Here is a 17,917-nt window from a genome sequence, read left to right on the forward strand (position 1 = left end):
GCCCCCCCGCAATTTGCAGCCGTTGCCGACAGCCTAGCCCTACCCCGCCCGGCCAGTGATCGCATCAACCTTGAATTGGCCTGTAAGGCCAGTGTTCGGAGGCAAGACACTGTTTCACAATATTCATGCGATTTATGCGATAAACGGTTACCTGACAGAGATTCCACAGCCATGAACACACGCTCCGGCAAGGGCCTTTCATTCGCCAAGCGCATCTACCTGCCGCGTGTTTTTGGCATGGGCATCGGTTTATTGTGCGTGATGGCAGGCACGGCGCCGCTCTCGCCCCCTCCATGGGTGTGGGCTTTCATGCTGTTCAATGGCCTGGTATGGCCCCACCTTGCCTACCAGTGGGCTGCACGCTCCGAGGCGCCCTACCAGGCAGAACAGCGCAACCTTGTGCTCGACTCGCTGATGGGCGGGTTCTGGGCCGCAGCCATGCATTTCAACCCACTGCCGACAGTTACCGTGCTGTCGATGATGACCATGAACAACGTGTCGGCCGGCGGGAAACGCCTGGTGCTGCGCGGCGCACTGGCGCAATTGGGCGGCATGGCCGTTGCTGTGCTATTGCTCGGCCCCGGGCTGCAGCTTGAGGCCACCACGCTGCAAGTCTACGCCAGCCTGCCCATGCTCACCCTCTATCCAATGGCGCTGGGCTGGGTCTGCTATCAGTTGGCAATCAAGCTTGCCGAGCACAAGCGAAGGCTTGGCGCGCTGAGCCTTACCGACAGCCTGACCGGGCTGCTCAACCATGGCGCCTGGAAGGACCTGCTGATGCTGAATTTTCAGAAATGCAGGAAACACCGCAGCGACGCAGTCATTGCACTGATCGACATCGACCACTTCAAGGCAATCAACGATACCTTTGGCCACGTCATCGGCGACTGCGTGCTGCGTCAATTGAGCGCCGAGCTGCGTCGCACCCTGCGCGAGGGCGACCAGGCCGGGCGTTACGGGGGCGATGAGTTCTGCGTGATCCTGCCAGACACCAGCGAGGCGCAGGCCTGCCAGGCGATGGAACGCTTGCGCGAGCGGGTTGGCAGCTACCGCAACCCGCAGCTGCCCACCTTGCGCATCAGCCTCAGCATTGGCCTGTGCCCGTTCGGCGCCCACCTCGATACCTCCGACACCTGGCTGGAACAGGCAGACCGGGCGCTGTATACGGCCAAAGGCGCCGGCCGCGATCAAGTCATGGTCGCGCACCGGTTGCATGCTGGCACGCAAGGGCTGCACGAAATGCCAGACCTCATGTCCCTTGCCCGCTGACCTGGGCAGCCGCCTGCAACTTGCGCTCAGCCACGATCTCGGGCAAGTCACTGCGGCGCAGGTAGGCCCGTAGCGGCTCACTGATATTCAGGCGGTCATCCACATGCTGCGCCAACAGCAAGGCAAGCCGTTCACGGCAAAGCGCCATGCGCTGCCCCTGCTCGTGGCGCCAGACGAACTCGTTGCACGGCGTGATACTGGCGTCGGCGACATCCATGCCGAACGAATCCTCGGAAAAGCGCACAATGTGGCAGCCGCGCTTGCCATGAAACCCGACAAAACCTTTGAGCTGTTCGGCAGCGCTGCAGATGTCCTGCGATGTGATGGCCATCACCTAACCTCCCGATGAAGTTGAAAGACACGTACGCCAAGCGACGCTGAGCGCGCACTCGCACTCTTGAATACAAAGCGTCCAGGCAAAAAAAATGGGCGACCGAAGTCGCCCTAAATGCCTTGCGTGCTCGTGTACCTGAAAGGTCAGCGCCCTTTGCGCTTGTTCGAGTCCTTCCAGATGAAAATGCCCAGACCGGCAAAGAAAGCCACCATCAACCCAACCGTTACCACGCCTGCGATAACCACGTTGTCGAAGAACATGCTGGCCTCCATTCGTGTGCCGTTGTCCGATGGGGCTAAGTTAACCAATCTGCGGGCGGGGAAAATTGACCGGTGTCAATGGGTATGGAGGGTGCCCGGGGGCGGGCACAGGAGGCAGGCGCAGGCTTGACCTGCGTCAAGTTTCAGCGCTTCTTGGGCTTGCGCTTGGGCTTCTTCTTGGAGGCATTCAACGGCAAGGCCTGCTCGAACGCGTTGCGCATCTCGTTCAGGCGCTTTTCCTTGAGGTCATGCACGCGCTTGGCGCGCTCGGCATCGAAATCGATGAGGTTGTCTTGGCTCATGCTCGGGCTCGACGATCTACGGGGATTGCATGATGACGCCAGGGGCAGGCGCTGACCAGCCCTGCCTCAGACTTCGATATCAACCAGCAGGCCCTGACGCACGGGCTCCCCCATCAACGGTGCTACAGGCACCGTGTTGTCGGCATTGACCTCGTCACCCGGCAGCGCACTGAAACGCTGCTGATCGCCCTGACGCTGGCGCTGTTGCTGCCGGCGCTGCTCTTCACGCAGCAGTAGCTCCTGCTCCTGGGGGTCGCGCTGCTGCTTGAGATCGATGGCGCTTTCGCCGGAAGCCGGCTGCGCCGGCACCACCGGCTTGATATCCGGGGTAGGTTTTACCGGGTCCTGTTGCGAGGTCACCGGTACGGCACTGAGCGGGATGATCGGTGGCAGCATGGACGTTCTCCTATGCTCCTGTATCGGCAGGCGCGAATTGACCTTGATGTCATGGACAACAATTATTCGGCTTCGTCATCCGGGTCGTCGTCGGCTGGCGGGCTGACTTCGCTCCAGGGCCGCTTGTACACCTGCTGCCACACCGCATCCATATGGGCTCGAACCTGCGCCGATGCGGCTTTGAGCGAAGCGCTGTCCACGCGTTCGCCGCCTATCGGCTCCTCGCCGGCCGGGGTAATCAGCGACTGCCCAGTGATGGTGTACACGGCCTGCCCCTCGCGCATCTCGATGGCGATGTCATGGGGGTCGATCCCCCCGCCGCAGTATGCATGGCTGGCGACGGTCACTTCGGCAACGCCATCGCCATTGAGGTCGCCGACATCGCTGACGTCGGCGTAGAAGTCCACATCCAGGTCGAGGCCTGGGCAGGTGGTTTCCTGTTCGATCTGCCAGCGGGGCTTGAATGCCTCACGCTCTGCACTGCGCCCGTACAGGGTGGCTTTCAGCACCACCTTGTCAACTTCCTGTTCGCTGTCCGGGTCGCTGGCCTGGCCATCGCTGCGGCTCAGCACCAGCAAGCCTTCGCCATCACGGTCGCGAAAGTGCACGCTCTTGATCGGCGCCTGCACCCCCAACACCTCCAACTGCTCGACGGGGATGGCAGGCAGTGTCTCGAAGTTCTTCTGCTGGCACGCGGCCAACAACAGGCAGCCAGCCACCAGGCCAGTGCTTGTCCAGTGATGCTTGGCAGACATGTTGATGAACGACCCTCGAGCAGCACGGCATGAGGCGATGAAACGGCTAGAATGACGCATTTGCCATCACCGTTCGGCGCCAGAAGGTGCACTCGGCACTTTGGTCTGGCCGGCCGATCCGTTAACATAATCGGCTTTTTCATCGCGGGAGTTCAGGCAGTATGGCGCAGCAGTATCAACCGGGGCAACGCTGGATCAGCGACAGCGAAGCAGAGCTCGGCCTGGGTACCATCCTGGCGCAGGATGGCCGCCTCTTGACCGTGCTCTACCCGGCCACTGGCGATACCCGTCAGTACTCCCTGCGCAACGCGCCGCTGACCCGCGTGCGCTTTTCCCCGGGCGACCAGATCACCCATTTCGAAGGCTGGAAGCTGACCGTACGGGAAGTGGAGGACATCGACGGCCTGATGGTCTACCACGGCCTGGACGGCCAGAACCAGCCGCGGACACTGCCAGAAACCCAGCTGTCCAACTTCATCCAGTTCCGCCTGGCCAGCGACCGCCTGTTCGCCGGGCAGATCGACCCGCTGCCCTGGTTCAGCCTGCGCTACAACACGCTGCACCACACCAGCAAGCAGATGCAGTCAGCGTTGTGGGGCCTGGGCGGTTGCCGCGCGCAGCCTATTGCGCACCAATTGCACATTGCCCGCGAGGTCGCCGACCGCAGCGCCCCTCGGGTACTGCTGGCCGACGAAGTGGGCTTGGGTAAAACCATCGAGGCCGGCCTGGTGATTCATCGCCAGTTGCTGTCTGGCCGTGCCAGCCGGGTGCTCATCTTGGTGCCGGAAAACCTCCAGCACCAGTGGCTGGTGGAAATGCGCCGCCGCTTCAACCTGCAGGTCGCCCTGTTCGATGCCGAGCGCTTCATTGAAAGCGATGCCAGCAACCCCTTCGAGGACGCGCAGCTGGCACTGGTTGCCTTGGAATGGCTGGTGGAGGATGAAAAGGCCCAGGATGCGATGTTCGCTGCCGGCTGGGACCTGATGGTAGTCGACGAGGCTCACCACCTGGTCTGGCACGAAGAACAGGCCAGTGCCGAATATGCCCTGGTCGAACAACTGTCCCAGGTGATCCCGGGTGTGTTGCTGCTCACTGCCACGCCGGAGCAGCTGGGCCAGGACAGCCACTTTGCCCGCCTGCGCCTGCTGGACCCTAACCGCTTCCATGACCTGGCCGCCTTCCGCGCCGAAAGCGAGCACTATCGGCCCGTGGCCGAGGCCGTGCAGGAATTGCTCGACGAAGGCCGCCTGTCGCCCAAGGCCCATGCCACCATCCAGGGCTTTCTCGGGGCCGAAGGCGAAGCGTTGCTGGCTGCCGTCAGCGATGGCGACACCCAGGCCAGCGCCCGCCTGATCCGCGAACTGCTGGACCGCCACGGCACCGGTCGTGTCCTGTTCCGCAACACCCGTGCGGCAATCCAGGGCTTCCCGGAGCGGCAGTTGCATGCCTACCCGCTGCCCGCCCCGGAACAGTACGGCAACCTGCCGGTCGGCGAGCATGCCGAGCTGTACCCCGAAGTGGCCTTCCAGGCCCAGGGAGAGGTGGCAGACGATGAGCGCTGGTGGCGCTTCGACCCGCGGGTCGACTGGCTGATCGACACCCTGAAAATGCTCAAGCGCACCAAGGTGCTGGTGATCTGCGCCCACGCCGAAACCGCGATGGACCTGGAAGACGCCCTGCGCGTGCGCTCTGGCATACCGGCATCGGTGTTCCACGAAGGCATGAGTATCCTTGAGCGTGACCGCGCCGCTGCGTACTTCGCCGACGAAGAGTTCGGCGCACAGGTGCTGGTATGTTCGGAAATCGGCAGCGAGGGGCGCAACTTCCAGTTTGCCCATCACCTGGTGATGTTCGACCTGCCAGCGCACCCCGACTTGCTGGAGCAGCGCATCGGGCGCCTGGACCGGATCGGCCAGAAACACACCATTGAGCTGCATATTCCCTACCTGCTGGGCACGCCGCAGGAGCGCCTGTTCCAGTGGTACCACGAAGGCCTCAATGCCTTCCTCAACACCTGCCCCACTGGCAACGCCCTGCAACACCAGTTTGGCCCGCGGCTGTTGCCGTTGCTGCAAGGCCAGGACAACAAGCCCTGGGATGCCCTGGTGGCAGAAGCGAGCGCAGAGCGCCAGCGCCTGGAAGCCGAACTGCACACCGGGCGTGACCGCCTGCTGGAACTCAACTCCGGGGGTGCCGGCGAAGGCGAAGCACTGGTCGAAGCAATTCTGGAACAGGACGACCAGTTCGCCCTGCCTATCTACATGGAAACCTTGTTCGATGCGTTCGGCATCGACAGCGAAGACCACTCCGAGAACGCACTGATCCTCAAGCCGAGCGAAAAAATGCTCGACGCCAGCTTCCCGCTGGGGGACGACGAGGGTGTCACCATCACCTACGACCGCGCCCAGGCCCTGTCGCGCGAAGACATGCAGTTCCTTACCTGGGAGCACCCGATGGTACAGGGCGGCATGGACCTGGTGCTGTCCGGCTCGATGGGCAACACCGCCGTGGCGCTGATCAAGAACAAGGCCCTCAAGCCCGGCACGGTGCTGCTCGAACTGCTGTTCGTCAGCGAAGTGGTGGCCCCGCGCAGCCTGCAGTTGGGCCGCTACCTGCCACCCGCCGCCCTGCGCTGCCTGCTGGACGCCAATGGCAACGACCTGGCCACCCGCGTGGCCTTCGAAACCCTGAACGATCAGCTCGAGAGCGTGCCGCGCGCCAGCGCCAACAAGTTCGTGCAAGCGCAACGTGACGTACTGGCCAAACGCATCAGCAGCGGTGAAGAGAAAGTGGTGCCTACCCACGTTGAGCGCGTGGCCGAGGCCCAACGCCGTCTGGCGGCTGAGGCAGACGAGGAACTGGCGCGCCTGGTAGCACTGCAGGCGGTCAACCCGAGCGTGCGTGAAAGCGAAGTCGAAGCCCTTCGCAAGCAACGTGAACAAGGCCTGGCCATGCTGGAAAAGGCGGCCTTGCGTCTTGAAGCAATTCGCGTACTGGTAGCCGGCTAGCCTAAGTTGAAACAGGAGCGGCCCTTGGCTGGCCGCTCCTGAACCTTCCCCACCCCGCATATTCCCGCCTGCTATACCTCCGATATCCAAATCGTTGAAGTCAATGTGCCATTACCCGATGATGGCCTGAGCCCCATTCCCTATACTCCCCCGGATGGTCTGCACCGATCGTGCGTGCGGATACACGATAACGGGGCGTTCCATGGAGTGGATTGAGCTACGACTGTTCGCTGACCTTCCAGCCACTGGCCATGTGGTGATGGACTGCCGACACGAACCCGTTCTGGTGCTACTGGCATACCTGGTGGCCTGGGCCGGCTGCTTTGCCACCCTACACATGGCCGAACGCCAGTGCAGCAGCGAAAACACCGCAGCCTATCGACGTTGGGCGTTACTGGGCGCCTGTTGCCTGGCAGGCGGTATCTGGGCCATGCACTTCATCAGCATGCTCGCCTTCCAGGTGCCGCTGGAAGTTCATTACGACGTGACCCTCACCGCGCTTTCGTTGCTGATTGCGCTGATAGTTGCCTGCTGGGCGATGTACAGCTTTGGCCGGCACCAAATGCACACCCGGCACTACCTGCAAAGCGCAGCGCTGATCGGCCTGGGCATCGTGATCATGCATTTTGTAGGCATGGCGGCCATGCAAACCGGCGCAGTTCAGTATTACCGCACCGACCTGCTGCTGGTATGCGCCGTGATCGCGTTGTTCACAAGCCTGTCGGCCTTGTGGCTGGCCCGCTACTTCCGCAAAGGCAGCGGCAGGCTGCACCAGTCGATGAAATACGCTGCCAGCCTGGTGATGGCGGGGGGCATCGTTGCCACCCATTTCACCGCCATGTCGGCCATGACACTGGTGATCCCAACGGACATGGCAATCCGCCTGCCGTCTGCTGACAACAGCCTGCAACTGGGGCTGGGCGTGGGCTTCATTACCCTGCTGATCAGCGGCGCCAGCATCAGTGCGGCGCTGGCTGACAAAAAGCTGCAGAGCAAGGAGCATGACCTGCGCCGGGTCAGTGTGCTACTTGGCCAACTGGACCAGGCCCGTGCCTCCCTGCAACAGGCTGCGCACTACGACGCACTGACCAGCCTGGTCAACCGACGAGGCTTCAACCAGGTCTTTGCCGAGCGCCTTGCCGAGCATCAGGCTTGCGAAGGCCGCATGGCGGTCATGTGCCTGGATGTCGACCATTTCAAACGTATCAATGACAGCTTAGGTCACCCGGCCGGCGACCGGTTGCTGACCGTGATCGCCAGCCACATCAAGGCCGCCACCCGTAGCCAGGACCTGGTCGCGCGCCTGGGGGGCGACGAGTTCTGCGTGGTCACCAGCCTGAGCGGGCGCGAGGAGGCACAACACCTGGCACAGCGTATCCTGCAGCGCATGAAGGACCCCATTGACCTCGGTGGCCGGCGCATGGTGATGACCACCAGCATTGGCATCAGCCTGTTTCCAGACGATGGCACCAGCGCCGAAGAACTGATGAAAAATGCCGACCTGGCCCTTTACCAGTGCAAGGCCAATGGCCGCAACGGCTGGCATTTTTTCGACGACAGCCTCAAGACCCAGGCCACCCTCGCGCTGCAGCTGGAAGAGGAACTGCGCCTGGCGTTGCTCGAAGAGCACGGGCTGACTGTGCACTACCAACCCATTTTTGATGCCCGTACTGGCCTGGTGGCCAAACTTGAAGCCCTGGTTCGCTGGCAACACCCGCAACACGGGTGGCTGGGGCCTGACCGTTTCATCGGCATTGCCGAAACCAACGGCCTGATCATCGACCTGGACCTGTGGGTACTGCGCCGTGCCTGCACCGACCTTGCCCTGCTGCAGCGCCAGGGGGTTGGTGGCTTAAGGGTCACGGTCAACTGCTCGGCCGTGACCCTCAGCCACGATGCCCTGCCCAATGAGGTGGAGCGGGTGCTGGCCGAAACGGGCCTTGCTGCCACACTGCTCGAGCTGGAAGTGACCGAAAACGCCCTGATGGGCGACATGCAGCGCACCGTCAACGTGCTCAAGTGTATACGCGCACTGGGCGTGACGCTTTCCATTGACGACTTCGGCACCGGCTACTCGTCATTGGCTTACCTCAAGCGCCTGCCACTGGATGTGCTGAAGATCGACCGTACGTTCCTGCAAGACGTACCGCACAGCCTCAAAGATTGCCAGATCGTCCAGGCGATTATCGCGATGGCCCACACCCTGCACCTGCAGGTGGTAAGCGAGGGTGTGGAAAAGGCCGAACAGCAGGCGTTTCTACAGGATCACGGCTGTGACTGCCTACAGGGTTACCTGCTCGGCCGGCCGGCTGCACTGGCCGAGCTGCGCCCGCTGTTGCTACGCCTGCGCCCACCGGCGGTGACCCTTACGGCTTGCTCCGGTACTGCTCTACCAAGGTCGACGGATCCTGGTCCAGAAAACCCTGGCTTGCGTGCAGGCGCATCAACTGCGCGGCGAGGCCACTGATCGGGGTTGCAGCGCCCTGCTCGCGGGACAGCTTCACCGCGTTGTCCAGGTCCTTGAGCAATGTGCGAACGTGCCATTTGACCGGTTGGTAGGTGCTCGCTGCCATCTGCGGTGCGAGGATCTGCAGCGGCTTGGAGTCGGCGAAACCGCCCGCCAGTGCTTCAGCCAATAACCGGGTATCAACACCTGAACGTTCAGCCAGAGCAATCACCTCGGCAATCACCAGGGCGTTGCAGGCCACGATCATCTGGTTGCAGGCCTTGGTGACCTGCCCAGCCCCCACTGCGCCCATATGCGTGACCCGCTGCCCCAGTACCTGCAGCACCGGCTGGGCGCGGTGCAGGTCGTGCGCGTCACCGCCTACCATGATCGCCAACGAACCGGCTTCGGCGCCAGGGGTGCCGCCGGATACGGGAGCATCCAGCCAAGCCATGCCGCACAGCGCTGCCAGCTCGGCAGCCATCTCACGCGTGGCACCGGGTTCAAGGCTGGAAAGGTCGATCAGCAGTTGGCCACTGCGCCCGCCTAGCGCAATACCGGCCTCGCCAAACACCACCTCGCGTACCACCGCGGTGTCCGCCAGGCACAGCAGTACCATGTCGGCATCACGGCTCAGTTCGGCAGGGCTGGCGGCACGCCGTGCCCCGGCGGCGACCAGCGCGTCGCACTTGTCGGGACTGCGGTTCCACACCGTCAACGGGTACCCGGCAGCCAGCAGGCGCCGGCACATGGGCAGCCCCATCAAACCGATACCGGCAAAGGCCAACGAGGGAAGATCAGTGCTCATCATGACTCCTGGCAGTGGCTTACATTTCGGCAGCCTATCTCGAATGCACAATGACGGGCCAGCCACCGCCGCTTTACGCATGCCGTAAACTGTTACCGCCACGCCGAATTGTTACTTACCTCTACCCACCTTGAGCATAAACGAGCACTGCAACGGTGCGACTGCGAATTTTCGTGCACCAAAAACGATCACACCTACGCTGCGCCTTTGACCTGTATCACGATGAACGGCGACACCACCACCGCCCAGATCTCTGGGTCGCGGGTTTGCAGGTCAAGCGCCTGGTCGGCAGAGACTGGCCCTACAGTGCCATCACTGCGCCATTTGGCGAACAGATCGCTGCGGTTTTCAGCCATCGCTTCGGCCACAGTGATCAGGTCGAGAGCAGGGTCGACCCAAATCAGGTCACCCTTGGCCCAGAAGCGCTCCAGCGCTTTCCACTCAATGATTGCCGTCTCACCCAGCAATTTGGCATAGAGGGTGCTTGTTTCATCCGTCATGGGTGGTATCCGCAAAAATAGCCAATAACAAAGGCCGGCATTTTTGCAGAAAAACCCGGTTTCAAATATGCAATTTGGTCGATTGGCCCCGCATTGGTGGGGCCTGGCTGCAGAATCAGGCTTTGTAATGGCGCCTTTCTGTACTTTTGTGTCAACCAAGCGACAACCCGCGGAATAGGCACTTTTCGACCGCTTTTCAAGCGCTCGGGCAGCGCTCTACACTGTACCGGTACAGTTCCGGGACATGTTCCGGGGGAAGGTGGGCTTGCGCGTTGGCATGACCGCGCCGCAAATCCCGCCCGGTCTGTAGCCCTGGCCGCCAGGACTATAAGAATTACAACAGAATGAGTGGAGCACTATGATCAAGATTTCCAAGCTGTTCGCCGCAATGGTTCTGGCCGGGGTAGCCAGCCATTCGTTTGCCGCCGATACCATCAAGATCGGGATTGCCGGGCCCAAGACCGGCCCTGTGACCCAGTACGGCGACATGCAGTTCATCGGCGCGAAGCAGGCCATCAAGGACATCAACGCTGCAGGCGGTGTCGACGGCAAGATGCTAGAAGCCAAGGAATACGACGATGCGTGCGACCCTAAACAGGCCGTGGCGGTCGCCAACCGTGTGGTTAACGATGGTGTCAAGTTCGTCATCGGCCACCTGTGCTCCAGCTCCACCCAGCCAGCCTCCGACGTTTATGAAGACGAAGGCATCATCATGATCACCCCGGCCGCAACGTCGCCGGAAATTACCGCTCGCGGTTACAAGATGATTTTCCGCACCATCGGCCTGGACAGCGCTCAGGGCCCAGCGGCAGGCAACTACATCGCTGACCATGTCAAGCCCAAGGTCGTGGCCGTGCTGCACGACAAACAGCAATACGGTGAAGGCATCGCCACTGCGGTCAAGCAAACCCTGGAAGGCAAAGGCGTCAAAGTTGCCGTATTCGAGGGCCTGAACGCCGGTGACAAGGACTTCTCGTCCATCATCCAGAAGCTCAAGCAGAACAACGTCGACTTTGTCTACTACGGCGGCTACCACCCAGAGCTGGGCCTGATTCTGCGCCAGGCGCAGGAAAAAGGCCTGAAAGCCAAGTTCATGGGCCCGGAAGGCGTGGGCAACGACTCCATCTCGCAGATCGCCCAGAATGCCTCCGAAGGCCTGCTGGTCACCCTGCCGAAGTCGTTCGATGCCGACCCGGAGAACAAGAAGATCGTCGACGCCATCAAGGCTGACGGCAAGGACCCAAGCGGCCCGTTCGTGTTCCCGTCCTACTCCGCAGTTGAGCTGATCGCCCAGGGCATCAAGAAAGCCGGTTCCGAAGATACCGACAAGGTGGCAGCCGCCATCCACGCCGGCACCTTCAAGACCCCGACTGGCGAGCTGTCCTACGACGCCAAAGGCGACCTCAAAGACTTCAAGTTCGTGGTCTACGAATGGCACTTCGGCAAGCCGAAGACCGAAGTCTCCCCTCAGTAACACGCGTGACTAATAGCTGACCGTAGAAGCCCACTGTGCGAGCAGTGGGCTTTGTTTTACGAGGTTCATGGGCCCGCCCCCGCGATCCGGGGGCGGGCTCACCTGAAAATCTTAAAACCGTCACCCGCGGTTTCCTGGCCATACCCCGGCCAGCGAAATGCAAATCAGGTTTTTAGGAGCGCTGTAATGCCTGAGATCTACCATTTCTTCCAACAACTGGTTAATGGATTGACCATCGGCAGCACCTACGCCTTGATCGCCATCGGCTACACGATGGTGTACGGCATCATTGGCATGATCAACTTCGCCCACGGTGAGGTTTACATGATTGGTTCCTACGTGGCCTTCATGGCCCTGGCGGGCCTGGCCATGATGGGTATCCATTCGCTGCCGATCCTGATGACCGTGGCCTTCGTCGCGACGATCTGCGTCACCAGTGCCTATGGCTACAGCATCGAACGGGTTGCCTACCGCCCATTGCGCAACAGCAACCGGCTGATCCCGCTGATTTCTGCCATCGGTATGTCGATTTTCCTGCAGAACACCGTGTTGCTTTCGCAAGACTCCAAGGACAAGTCCATCCCCAACCTGATCCCCGGCAGCTTCTCGTTCGGGCCAGGGGGCGCGGAAGAAGTCCTGGTGTCGTACATGCAGATCCTGGTGTTCGTGGTTACCCTCGTGGCCATGACCTGCCTGACCCTGTTCATCTCCCGTTCCCGCCTGGGCCGTGCCTGCCGCGCCTGTGCCGAGGACATCAAGATGGCCAACTTGCTGGGCATCAACACCAACAACATCATCGCCCTCACCTTCGTCATTGGCGCCGCCCTGGCCGCCGTGGCGGCTGTACTGCTGAGCATGCAGTATGGGGTGATCAACCCCAACGCCGGTTTCCTGGTGGGCCTGAAGGCCTTCACGGCAGCGGTACTGGGCGGCATCGGCAGCATTCCGGGCGCCATGCTCGGTGGGCTGGTGCTGGGTGTGGCCGAAGCGTTCGGCGCCGACATCTTCGGCGACCAGTACAAGGACGTGGTTGCGTTCGGCCTGTTGGTTCTTGTCCTGTTGTTCCGGCCGACCGGCATTCTGGGCCGCCCGGAGGTTGAAAAAGTATGAGCAGAAATCTCAAACAGGCGTTCTTCAGCGCCTTGCTGGTGTGGGCCGTGGCCTTCCCGGTACTGGGCCTGAAACTGAGCATCGACGGCATCAGCCTGGCCGTGCACAGCCAGGGCTCGTTCACCCTCAGCATCATTGCCGTGTGTTCGGTGCTGATGTTCCTACGGGTGCTGTTCGACAAGCAGTGGAGCTCGGTGATGGGCCGCCGCTCGGATCGCAAGCTGATCCCGCCGGCCATGAGCAACTACCTGACGCTGCCCAAGACCCAACGCTGGGTGATCATGGGCCTGATCGTGGCTGCGCTGGTGTGGCCCTTCTTTGGCTCCCGCGGTGCGGTGGATATCGCCACGCTCATCCTCATCTACGTGTTGCTGGGCCTGGGCCTGAACATCGTGGTGGGCCTTGCCGGGCTGCTCGACCTGGGCTATGTCGGCTTCTATGCCGTAGGCGCCTACACCTATGCCATGCTGTCGCACTACATGGGCTGGGGCTTCTGGGTATGCCTGCCGATCGCCGGCCTGATGGCCGCCACGTTCGGTTTCCTGCTCGGATTCCCGGTGCTGCGCCTGCGCGGTGACTACCTGGCGATCGTGACCCTGGGCTTTGGCGAGATCATCCGCCTGTTCCTGCGTAACCTCACCGACTGGACAGGCGGCCCCAACGGCATCAGCAACATCCCCAAACCCGAGTTCTTCGGTTTGACCTTCGAACGCCGCGCGGCTGAAGGCATGCAGACCTTCCACGAATTCTTCGGGTTGCAATACAACTCCATCAACAAGGTGATTTTCCTGTACCTGGTGGCGCTGTTGCTTGCCTTGCTGGCACTGTTCGTCATCAACCGCCTGCTGCGCATGCCCATCGGCCGTGCGTGGGAAGCGCTGCGCGAAGACGAGATTGCCTGCCGCGCACTGGGGCTCAACCCAACCGTGATCAAACTCTCGGCCTTCACCCTGGGCGCCTGCTTCGCGGGCTTTGCCGGCAGCTTCTTCGCCGCCCGCCAAGGCCTGGTCACCCCGGAATCCTTCACCTTCATCGAGTCGGCGATCATCCTCGCCATCGTGGTGCTGGGCGGCATGGGCTCGCAACTGGGTGTGATCCTGGCGGCCATCGTGATGATCCTGCTGCCCGAGCTGATGCGTGAGTTCAGTGAGTACCGCATGCTGATGTTCGGTGCCCTGATGGTGTTGATGATGATCTGGCGTCCGCAAGGCTTGTTGCCGATGCAACGCCCCCACATGGAGCTGCGTCGATGAGCCGCGAAATTCTGCAAGTCAGCGGCCTGAGCATGCGCTTCGGCGGCTTGTTGGCGGTGAACGGCGTAGCCCTGACCGTCAAGGAAAAACAAGTGGTGGCGCTGATCGGCCCGAACGGTGCCGGCAAGACCACGGTATTCAACTGCCTCACCGGTTTCTACCGGCCCAGTGGCGGTAGCATCCTGCTCGACGGCGAGCCGATCCAGGGCCTTGCCGGTCACCAGATCGCCCGCAGGGGCGTGGTGCGCACGTTCCAGAACGTGCGCCTGTTCAAGGAAATGACCGCGCTCGAAAACCTGCTGATCGCCCAGCACCGGCACTTGAACACCAACTTTTTTGCGGGGTTGTTCAAAACGCCGGGCTTCCGCCGCAGCGAAAAGGAAGCGATGGAGCGCGCGCAGTACTGGCTGGAGAAGGTCAACCTGACCGAGTTCGCCAACCGTACCGCCGGCACCCTCGCCTATGGCCAGCAACGCCGCCTGGAAATCGCCCGCTGCATGATGACCCGCCCGCGCATCATCATGCTCGACGAACCGGCCGCAGGGCTCAACCCTAAGGAAACCGAAGACCTCAAAGCGCTGATCGCCTACCTGCGCGAGTCGCACAACGTGACCGTGCTGTTGATCGAGCACGACATGAAGCTGGTGATGAGCATTTCCGACCATATCGTGGTGATCAACCAGGGCACCCCCCTGGCCCACGGCACCCCCCAGGAAATCCGCGACAACCCTGAAGTGATCAAAGCCTACCTGGGGGAAGCGTAAATGCTGAAGTTTGAAAACGTCTCCACCTTCTACGGCAAGATCCAGGCCCTGCACAGCGTGAACGTAGAGATCAACCAGGGCGAAATCGTGACCTTGATCGGCGCCAACGGGGCTGGCAAGTCGACCCTGCTGATGACCCTCTGCGGCTCGCCCCAGGCGCACAGCGGCAGCATCAAGTACCTGGGAGAGGAACTGGTCGGTCAGCCCTCTTCGCAGATCATGCGCAAGAGCATTGCGGTGGTGCCGGAAGGCCGCCGCGTGTTCGCGCGCCTGACTGTCGAAGAAAACCTGGCGATGGGCGGCTTTTTCACCGACAAGGGCGATTACCAGGCGCAGCTGGACAAGGTGCTGCAGCTGTTCCCGCGCCTGAAAGAACGCTATACCCAGCGCGGTGGCACCATGTCCGGTGGCGAGCAGCAGATGCTGGCCATCGGCAGGGCCTTGATGAGCAAGCCCAAGCTGTTGTTGCTGGACGAACCCTCGCTGGGCCTGGCACCGATCATCATCCAGCAGATTTTCGACATCATCGAACAGTTGCGCCGCGATGGCGTCACCGTGTTCCTGGTAGAGCAGAACGCCAACCAGGCGCTGAAGATCGCTGACCGCGCCTACGTGCTGGAAAACGGCCGGGTGGTGATGCAAGGCACCGGCGAAGGCCTGTTGACCGACCCGAAAGTGCGCGACGCCTACCTGGGCGGTTGAGTGAACGTTGGGGGCTGCGCTGCGGCCCCCAATCCCCTGACACCCAACCATTAACTTGAGATCCACCACCAGCCTGAGTAACGTGACCGGCTCTTTGGCCACGATTCTGCGGAGCCCGCCCCATGCGCCTCACCCCCACCCTGCTCATCACGGCACTGCTGCCCCTGTTCGCCGGCTGCCAACTCATGGGTGAAACCCCTGCCGACCCCAATGTAGGCACCACTCGCATGCAAGGTGAACTGCGCGCCGCCGGCGGCCACCTGCTGTTCAAGCCGTGCAACGAAAGCCGTTCGTTCATCGTCAACGACGCCGCTGCTACCGGCATCCTGCAAGAAGCCGCCAACCTTGCCAAAAGCGCCAACGACACGCTGTTCGCCGACGTGCGCGGGCGCCTGACCGGCAGCAAGCAGGCCAATACCGATGGCCAACTGGATGTACGACGCCTGTACCGAGTGGAGGCCACTGCCGGCGCCTGTGCAGACCCGAATTTCAAGCAACTCACCTTGCGCGCCAGCGGGCACACACCTGACTGGGACCTTAAAGCCAGCGGCCGTGGCATGGTGCTGAACCGCGCCGGCCAGCCTCCCCTGCCCTTGCCCTTTCTGGAAGAACAGGTACCCGGCGGCGGCCTGACCCTGACCAGCGAGGCCAATGGGCAACAGGTAGAACTGTGGGTTGCGCCACAGCGCTGCGTAGACCCGGCCACCGGCACCGTCAACCATCTGCGGGCCGAACTGCGTATCGATGGCACCACCCTGCAAGGCTGCGGTTACTATGGCGGCGCGCGCGACGACTGATGACCGGGGGCTTTAAACCTGCCAGTCAGGGCGGCTAACAGCTTATACTTGGCGGTTTGTGTTAAGCCGCCGGCCGCCCAATGGCCGGGATACTGGACCCTGCCATGCTACGAATCACCGAACTGAAGCTGCCCCTGGATCACCCCGACGAAGCGCTGCGCGAGGCCATCGTCCAGCGCCTGGGCATTGCCGACGCGCAGTTGCTCAGCTTCAACCTGTTCAAGCGCAGCTACGATGCACGCAAGAAGAACAGCGAGCTGCTGTTCATCTACACCATCGACCTGCACGCCAGCAACGAAGACGAATTGCTGGCCAGGTTCGCTGACGATCGCAACATCACTGTCGCACCCGACGTCACCTACAAGTACGTGGGCCAGGCGCCGGCCAACCTGCCGCAACGCCCAATCGTGGTCGGGTTTGGCCCCTGCGGCATTTTCGCGGGCCTGCTGCTGGCACAGATGGGCTTCAAGCCGATCATTCTCGAGCGTGGCAAGGAAGTGCGCCAGCGCACCAAGGACACCTGGGGCCTGTGGCGTAGAAGTGTGCTCAACCCGGAGTCCAACGTGCAATTCGGCGAAGGCGGCGCCGGTACCTTCTCCGACGGCAAGCTGTACAGCCAGATCAAAGACCCGCAGCACCACGGCCGCAAGGTGCTGGAAGAGTTCGTGAAAGCCGGTGCACCGGACGAGATCCTGTACATCAACAAGCCCCACATCGGCACGTTCCGGCTCACCGGCATGGTCGAGCAGATGCGTCAGGAAATGATCGCGCTGGGTGCCGAAGTACGCTTCGAACAGAAGGTCACCGACCTGCTTAGCGAAGGCGACCAGCTGACCGGCGTGGTACTGGAAAGCGGTGAGCAGCTGCACGCCCGCCATGTCGTTCTGGCACTGGGCCATAGTGCGCGCGATACGTTCCGCATGCTGCACGCAAAGGGCGTGTTCATGGAAGCCAAGCCGTTCTCAGTAGGCTTTCGTATCGAGCACCCGCAAACCCTGATCGACAAGGCTCGGCTGGGCAAGTATGCCGGCCACCCGAAGCTGGGCGCAGCTGACTACAAACTGGTGTACCACGCCAAGAATGGCCGTTCTGTCTACAGCTTCTGCATGTGCCCGGGGGGCACCGTGGTAGCGGCCACCAGCGAACCGGGCCGCGTGGTCACCAACGGCATGAGCCAGTACTCGCGTAACGAGCGCAATGCCAACTCGGGTATCGTCGTGGGCATCGACCCCGAGCGCGATTACCCGGGCGGCCCCCTGGCCGGTATCGAACTGCAGGAGCGCCTGGAAGCCCACGCCTACGTGATGGGCGGCAGCAACTACCAGGCCCCGGCGCAGCTGGTGGGGGACTTTGTCGCAGGCCGCCCATCGACCGCGCTGGGCAGCGTAGAGCCGTCCTATAAGCCGGGTGTCACATTGGGCGACCTTGCCCCCAGCCTGCCAGCGTTCGCCATCGAGGCTATCCGCGAGGCGTTGCCGGCGTTCGACCGGCAGATCAAGGGCTACAACCTGCACGACGCCGTGCTCACCGGTATCGAGACGCGGACCTCGTCACCGCTGCGCATCACCCGTGACGAACGCTTCCAGAGCCTGAACATGAAGGGGCTGTTCCCGGCAGGTGAAGGCGCAGGTTATGCAGGCGGCATTCTGTCGGCAGGCGTCGACGGGATTCGTATCGCCGAGGCAGTTGCCCGGGATATGCTTGGCCTCTAACGAGGTTTCGCGCGCGGCTGCCCTTTA

17 protein-coding genes are annotated in these 17,917 nt (G+C 62.1%); 10 read left to right on the plus strand and 7 right to left on the minus strand.

The window, feature by feature from the left end; translation table 11 throughout:
- The first annotated feature begins 171 nt into the window (after window positions 1–171).
- The gene (locus tag IAE36_RS16295; protein ID WP_201213469.1) at window positions 172–1,269 is read left to right on the plus strand and encodes a diguanylate cyclase; all 1,098 of its coding nucleotides are present in this window, start codon (window positions 172–174) and stop codon (window positions 1,267–1,269) included.
- On the opposite strand, the gene IAE36_RS16300 is transcribed toward IAE36_RS16295, so the two are convergent.
- The 5 genes from IAE36_RS16300 to IAE36_RS16315 all read right to left on the minus strand — a co-directional run bounded on the left by IAE36_RS16300 (window position 1,250) and on the right by IAE36_RS16315 (window position 3,316).
- Complete coding sequence (locus tag IAE36_RS16300; protein ID WP_201164405.1) at window positions 1,250–1,600, minus strand: DUF2025 family protein; 351 nt, start codon at window positions 1,598–1,600, stop codon at window positions 1,250–1,252. The genes IAE36_RS16295 and IAE36_RS16300 overlap by 20 nt on opposite strands.
- Before the next feature lie 146 nt (window positions 1,601–1,746).
- Window positions 1,747–1,863: a cytochrome c oxidase subunit CcoM gene (gene ccoM, locus IAE36_RS23930; protein WP_028633197.1), complete on the minus strand. Its 117-nt coding sequence runs from the start codon at window positions 1,861–1,863 to the stop codon at window positions 1,747–1,749.
- A 143-nt stretch (window positions 1,864–2,006) separates the two neighbouring features.
- Complete coding sequence (locus IAE36_RS16305) at window positions 2,007–2,165, minus strand: hypothetical protein (RefSeq protein ID WP_169338811.1); 159 nt, start codon at window positions 2,163–2,165, stop codon at window positions 2,007–2,009.
- A 66-nt stretch (window positions 2,166–2,231) separates the two neighbouring features.
- Window positions 2,232–2,561 carry a hypothetical protein gene (locus tag IAE36_RS16310; RefSeq protein ID WP_060482792.1) on the minus strand — a complete coding sequence of 110 codons (330 nt, stop codon included), beginning with the start codon at window positions 2,559–2,561 and terminating at the stop codon, window positions 2,232–2,234.
- A 62-nt stretch (window positions 2,562–2,623) separates the two neighbouring features.
- Window positions 2,624–3,316: a M949_RS01915 family surface polysaccharide biosynthesis protein gene (locus IAE36_RS16315; RefSeq protein ID WP_028633199.1), complete on the minus strand. Its 693-nt coding sequence runs from the start codon at window positions 3,314–3,316 to the stop codon at window positions 2,624–2,626.
- A 161-nt stretch (window positions 3,317–3,477) separates the two neighbouring features.
- On the opposite strand from IAE36_RS16315, the gene rapA reads away from it, so the two are divergent.
- Both rapA and IAE36_RS16325 read left to right on the plus strand, forming a co-directional pair.
- Window positions 3,478–6,324, plus strand: a complete 2,847-nt coding sequence (gene rapA / locus IAE36_RS16320) for an RNA polymerase-associated protein RapA (RefSeq protein ID WP_201213470.1) — start codon at window positions 3,478–3,480, stop codon at window positions 6,322–6,324.
- A gap of 202 nt (window positions 6,325–6,526) precedes the next feature.
- Complete coding sequence (locus IAE36_RS16325) at window positions 6,527–8,791, plus strand: putative bifunctional diguanylate cyclase/phosphodiesterase (RefSeq protein ID WP_201213471.1); 2,265 nt, start codon at window positions 6,527–6,529, stop codon at window positions 8,789–8,791.
- On the opposite strand, the gene IAE36_RS16330 is transcribed toward IAE36_RS16325, so the two are convergent.
- Both IAE36_RS16330 and IAE36_RS16335 read right to left on the minus strand, forming a co-directional pair.
- On the minus strand, window positions 8,691–9,578 hold the full coding sequence (locus IAE36_RS16330) for an NAD(P)-dependent oxidoreductase (protein WP_201213472.1): 888 nt from the start codon (window positions 9,576–9,578) through the stop codon (window positions 8,691–8,693). The genes IAE36_RS16325 and IAE36_RS16330 overlap by 101 nt on opposite strands.
- A gap of 194 nt (window positions 9,579–9,772) precedes the next feature.
- The gene (locus tag IAE36_RS16335; protein WP_201164410.1) at window positions 9,773–10,078 is read right to left on the minus strand and encodes a DUF2288 domain-containing protein; all 306 of its coding nucleotides are present in this window, start codon (window positions 10,076–10,078) and stop codon (window positions 9,773–9,775) included.
- A 358-nt stretch (window positions 10,079–10,436) separates the two neighbouring features.
- On the opposite strand from IAE36_RS16335, the gene IAE36_RS16340 reads away from it, so the two are divergent.
- The 7 genes from IAE36_RS16340 (at window position 10,437) to IAE36_RS16370 (ending at window position 17,890) form a co-directional block, all read left to right on the plus strand.
- Window positions 10,437–11,552 carry a branched-chain amino acid ABC transporter substrate-binding protein gene (locus IAE36_RS16340; protein ID WP_028633203.1) on the plus strand — a complete coding sequence of 372 codons (1,116 nt, stop codon included), beginning with the start codon at window positions 10,437–10,439 and terminating at the stop codon, window positions 11,550–11,552.
- 186 nt (window positions 11,553–11,738) lie between these two features.
- Window positions 11,739–12,662, plus strand: a complete 924-nt coding sequence (gene livH, locus IAE36_RS16345) for a high-affinity branched-chain amino acid ABC transporter permease LivH (RefSeq protein ID WP_028633204.1) — start codon at window positions 11,739–11,741, stop codon at window positions 12,660–12,662.
- A complete protein-coding gene (locus IAE36_RS16350; protein WP_201213473.1) occupies window positions 12,659–13,915 on the plus strand; it encodes a high-affinity branched-chain amino acid ABC transporter permease LivM in 1,257 nt (418 codons plus the stop codon). The genes livH and IAE36_RS16350 overlap by 4 nt, the downstream gene beginning before the upstream one ends.
- Entirely contained in the window at window positions 13,912–14,679 is a 768-nt protein-coding gene (livG, locus tag IAE36_RS16355) for a high-affinity branched-chain amino acid ABC transporter ATP-binding protein LivG (protein ID WP_201213474.1), read from the plus strand. The genes IAE36_RS16350 and livG overlap by 4 nt, the downstream gene beginning before the upstream one ends.
- The gene (locus tag IAE36_RS16360; RefSeq protein WP_028633207.1) at window positions 14,680–15,381 is read left to right on the plus strand and encodes an ABC transporter ATP-binding protein; all 702 of its coding nucleotides are present in this window, start codon (window positions 14,680–14,682) and stop codon (window positions 15,379–15,381) included.
- 122 nt (window positions 15,382–15,503) lie between these two features.
- Window positions 15,504–16,178 carry a COG3650 family protein gene (locus IAE36_RS16365; RefSeq protein ID WP_201213475.1) on the plus strand — a complete coding sequence of 225 codons (675 nt, stop codon included), beginning with the start codon at window positions 15,504–15,506 and terminating at the stop codon, window positions 16,176–16,178.
- Window positions 16,179–16,282: 104 nt separating this feature from the next.
- Window positions 16,283–17,890 (plus strand): NAD(P)/FAD-dependent oxidoreductase, encoded by a 1,608-nt coding sequence (locus IAE36_RS16370; protein WP_201213477.1) that lies wholly within the window; start codon window positions 16,283–16,285, stop codon window positions 17,888–17,890.
- The last annotated feature ends 27 nt before the right edge of the window (window positions 17,891–17,917 follow it).

The organism is Pseudomonas sp. S36 (assembly GCF_016647875.1).
GTDB lineage: Bacteria > Pseudomonadota > Gammaproteobacteria > Pseudomonadales > Pseudomonadaceae > Aquipseudomonas > Aquipseudomonas parafulva.

Coding starts and splice junctions, on each gene's coding strand:
- IAE36_RS16295 (WP_201213469.1), top strand. CDS start 172: ATGAACACACGCTCCGGCAAGGGCCTTTCATTCGCCAAGCGCATCTAC.
- IAE36_RS16300 (WP_201164405.1), bottom strand. CDS start 1,600: ATGGCCATCACATCGCAGGACATCTGCAGCGCTGCCGAACAGCTCAAA.
- ccoM (WP_028633197.1), bottom strand. CDS start 1,863: ATGTTCTTCGACAACGTGGTTATCGCAGGCGTGGTAACGGTTGGGTTG.
- IAE36_RS16305 (WP_169338811.1), bottom strand. CDS start 2,165: ATGAGCCAAGACAACCTCATCGATTTCGATGCCGAGCGCGCCAAGCGC.
- IAE36_RS16310 (WP_060482792.1), bottom strand. CDS start 2,561: ATGCTGCCACCGATCATCCCGCTCAGTGCCGTACCGGTGACCTCGCAA.
- IAE36_RS16315 (WP_028633199.1), bottom strand. CDS start 3,316: ATGTCTGCCAAGCATCACTGGACAAGCACTGGCCTGGTGGCTGGCTGC.
- rapA (WP_201213470.1), top strand. CDS start 3,478: ATGGCGCAGCAGTATCAACCGGGGCAACGCTGGATCAGCGACAGCGAA.
- IAE36_RS16325 (WP_201213471.1), top strand. CDS start 6,527: ATGGAGTGGATTGAGCTACGACTGTTCGCTGACCTTCCAGCCACTGGC.
- IAE36_RS16330 (WP_201213472.1), bottom strand. CDS start 9,578: ATGAGCACTGATCTTCCCTCGTTGGCCTTTGCCGGTATCGGTTTGATG.
- IAE36_RS16335 (WP_201164410.1), bottom strand. CDS start 10,078: ATGACGGATGAAACAAGCACCCTCTATGCCAAATTGCTGGGTGAGACG.
- IAE36_RS16340 (WP_028633203.1), top strand. CDS start 10,437: ATGATCAAGATTTCCAAGCTGTTCGCCGCAATGGTTCTGGCCGGGGTA.
- livH (WP_028633204.1), top strand. CDS start 11,739: ATGCCTGAGATCTACCATTTCTTCCAACAACTGGTTAATGGATTGACC.
- IAE36_RS16350 (WP_201213473.1), top strand. CDS start 12,659: ATGAGCAGAAATCTCAAACAGGCGTTCTTCAGCGCCTTGCTGGTGTGG.
- livG (WP_201213474.1), top strand. CDS start 13,912: ATGAGCCGCGAAATTCTGCAAGTCAGCGGCCTGAGCATGCGCTTCGGC.
- IAE36_RS16360 (WP_028633207.1), top strand. CDS start 14,680: ATGCTGAAGTTTGAAAACGTCTCCACCTTCTACGGCAAGATCCAGGCC.
- IAE36_RS16365 (WP_201213475.1), top strand. CDS start 15,504: ATGCGCCTCACCCCCACCCTGCTCATCACGGCACTGCTGCCCCTGTTC.
- IAE36_RS16370 (WP_201213477.1), top strand. CDS start 16,283: ATGCTACGAATCACCGAACTGAAGCTGCCCCTGGATCACCCCGACGAA.